The organism is Frankia sp. Cppng1_Ct_nod (genome assembly GCF_920656135.1).
GTDB classification, from domain to species: domain Bacteria; phylum Actinomycetota; class Actinomycetes; order Frankiales; family Frankiaceae; genus Protofrankia; species Protofrankia meridionalis.
The window spans coordinates 1-2,907 of record NZ_CAKKTK010000150.1 but is presented as its reverse complement, the minus strand read 5'-3'; the positions used below and the strand labels follow the sequence as shown (position 1 = coordinate 2,907).

3 protein-coding genes and 1 pseudogene are annotated in these 2,907 nt (G+C 69.2%); 2 read left to right on the top strand and 2 right to left on the bottom strand.

Annotation, left to right across the window (positions count from 1 at the left end):
* The coding region (locus NBW77_RS21935) for a toprim domain-containing protein (RefSeq protein WP_250280287.1) at positions 1-443 on the top strand (443 nt) is incomplete at its 5' end.
* Between the two features lie 163 nt (positions 444-606).
* Here the strand turns inward: NBW77_RS21935 and NBW77_RS21930 are convergent.
* Entirely contained in the window at positions 607-1,317 is a 711-nt protein-coding gene (locus NBW77_RS21930) for a tyrosinase family protein (protein ID WP_250280286.1), read from the bottom strand.
* 460 nt (positions 1,318-1,777) lie between these two features.
* Here NBW77_RS21930 and NBW77_RS21925 point away from each other — a divergent pair, with 460 nt between their 5' ends.
* Complete coding sequence (locus tag NBW77_RS21925) at positions 1,778-2,368, top strand: TDT family transporter (RefSeq protein ID WP_250280285.1); 591 nt, start codon at positions 1,778-1,780, stop codon at positions 2,366-2,368.
* Between the two features lie 15 nt (positions 2,369-2,383).
* Here NBW77_RS21925 and NBW77_RS21920 read toward each other — a convergent pair.
* Positions 2,384-2,907 (bottom strand): annotated as a pseudogene (locus NBW77_RS21920) (hypothetical protein); the annotation flags it as partial.

Below are 2,907 nucleotides of genomic sequence, written 5' to 3'. Positions count from 1 at the left end.
GACCCGACGTCGCGGTCATCTGCGAGGGTTTCCCCGATGCGCTCACCGTCGCTCACACCGGCCTGGCCGCCGTCGCCGTCCTCGGCACCGCCCACGCCGGCCCCGGAAGTGCCGAGGCCCTCACCGGTCGGATCATCGCACGCTTCCCCGAGGTCACCACGTTCATCGTCTGCTTCGACGACGACACCGCCACCGCGTCCGGCAAGCTGCCCGCCGGGCAGAACGCCGCCGCCAGCCTGGCAGACCAGCTCGCCCATCAAGGCCGTCTCATCCTGAACATCATGCCCCCCGTCGGGGTGAAGGACCTCAACGCCTGGTGGCAGCACCACCCCGACGACCTTCACCGAACCCTGACCGCCACCTCCGATCACTTCACCGCCCGTATCCCAGCCGCGAATCTGCCGGAAACCCCTGTCTGGCACATGCCTTCTCTTGCCACATAACTTCCGTGTCCCTGTGGAACGGCGGCATGGTTGTTCGGGGTGCCAGCTGCCCTCGGGGGTGACCGCACAGACCCGCGTCACGGTGGCGTCGATGACGCAGACGAAGGATCGGGTGTGACAGCCTGAGATGGATCCAACTCCCATCCGCGACGCCACCCGGGTCTTATGCGTAGCTATAGCCCAAGCGTGCGATGCTGAGCTGGGTGGCGACCGTGACCGCGAACAACGGCGCCGGTTGGAGAACTTCGGTGGTGTTCGCCGGGGTGGCTGTGTCGTGGTGGATCTGCCAGTCCGCCCAGAGCCGATCGATGTTCGCGTGATGCAGCCAGAAGATCGGGTCGGCTGGGGAGCTGGGACTGTTCATCGTCCCGCTGCCGTCTTCGCCGCCCACCGCGACATGGACCTCGGCGTGCGGGCCCAGTTCGAGGCGGCGTTGAAACCGGGAGAACCTGGTCTGCGCCGTCACAAGGTCGAGTTCCGCCTTGGTCGGCATATCCGCCGGTGTCCAGTGTCGGACGACGCTCCACCGCTTCAGCGTGGCCGGATCGGCCAGTGCCGTCGGGATGGCCGGGTCGGTGATCCAGTCCCAGTAGGGGATCGTCACGGTCGGGTCCTCCCGCTGGAGGCGCTGCTCGAACTGCCAGAGGAACCGCCGGTGCCAGGCGAGGAAGTTCCGGCCCACCATCCCCATCGACCCCATAGTGTGCACCCCCCATGCCATGCCCGTCATGCTCATGGCTGCCACGTGCACGCCGACGAACGCCCGGTAGGCCGGCGCGGCGGCGCGGGTGCCGTGTAACGCATCGACCGCGCCGATGAACCTCGCCCATTCGTCGACGGTCAGGTCCCGCTGGTTCTTCCGTTGCGTTGCCACCACGCATCTCCCTCCGTGCCGGCCATCGGCGAATCCGGCAGAAGGTTGTATACAGCGATCGGTAATTGCGCGGATGGGAAAGTCGCAGCCTTGACAGAGCACGCGTGGCGCTGACAGTTCGAGTGGGACGCTGGCTGGCTATCGTCCCTCGGTGGGTGACCGGTTCGGGGCTTGCGAGGGCACAGGCTCCGTGGCTCCACCTCTTCACGCCCCACCGTTCTCCCTTCCCGTTCCGAAGGCGTGGGCAGCACATGCCCGGCGTCCACGCAGACGTTGGCCGGGCTACCGGCGACCGCGTTCACCCACAACGCGGGCAGTAGCAGTTCCCGCAGGGTTTCCGCGGGTGTCTGGTCGAGAATGCGGGCGAGGAGCCCGGGATTCTCCGGTATCGCGCCCGGCCCCCGGTGGGGTGCCGGCAAAACCGGTCGCGGTGGCGAACCGGTGGATGTACCGTCGCGACGTGCCCCTGACGCGGACGACACGCCGGCTTCTCGCCGTGGCCTTCGCGGTCGCTTACATGGTGTGTCCGTCGGTCGAGCCGGACCCGAACGGTCCCGACCCGGTCATGCACTGGTGGCACGCCGCGGTCGATTGTGCGTCGATTGCCGCCATCTGCGTCGCGGTCGTCGCGCTGTGGCGCGGCGCGCGCCGTAGCCCCGCGCTCGGTGTGGCCGCGGGTGTCGGCATGGTCGTCGAGACAGTGCTCTGCCCGTCCTCAGGACATCATGCGCTCGGTTGGTGGACGTGGGTTCAGACGGTGTTGTCCGCCGGCGTGCTCGCCACGAGCGCTGTGCTGGTTGCCGTCCTGCGCACAGCTCACCGGCCGCCGCTGCCCGCACCGCAGCGTCCGGTGGTTGTCGGGGTCGAGCCGGCGTCCGACCGGCCCGTCATTCTCAAGCCCGGCGTGCCGGAGGCTACCGGGGGACGGCGCGGCGGGTGGTACGCGCCGAGGCGACCGGCGCCGCTCCGGCCGCGGACCGCGCGGACGCTTGCCGGCCCACCGAGGACGTCCACGCGCAAACCGGCCGGGACGCGCCGCACGCCCAGCTGAGACGCGTGTCAGCCGTTACGGCCCAGTACGCAGGTCCCTGTCACGAAACGCCAAAATGATCTTACTGGTGGCCTCGGGTGAGCGGACCCGACTGCGCCTGAGAAGAGCAGTTCCCGGGCGCTGGAACCGGATATTTTCCCGCACGGGTCTGCGGCCGTGGGTCCACGCCGACGTCGACGACGAGGTCAACGCCGGTATCCGGCGCGGTGGGGAGGATACGGTGGCCGGCGGCGCTGGCCGGGGCGAACGCGCCCCGGCGGCGATCGCCGCGTTCTGATCGGGCGTCTCGTCGGAGGCCGGCCGGCTCGCCTCGGGTTGCCGGCGACGGCCGGGGGAGGCGTTGAGAGTCGGCCAGAGGTCCAGATCGGTGGTGGGACGGTTCGCTGGGGGTCTGTCGGGTGTGTTCGGATCGGTCGGGGAAAGCGGATCTTTTCTGCTGTTCGGGTCGGGCGACGGGGGTTTCGCCGGGTGGAGTGCGTGCGGGGCGTGGGTGGCGACGAGCGCGGCGAGGGTGATGGACGGTTCGTTGCCGTGCAAGT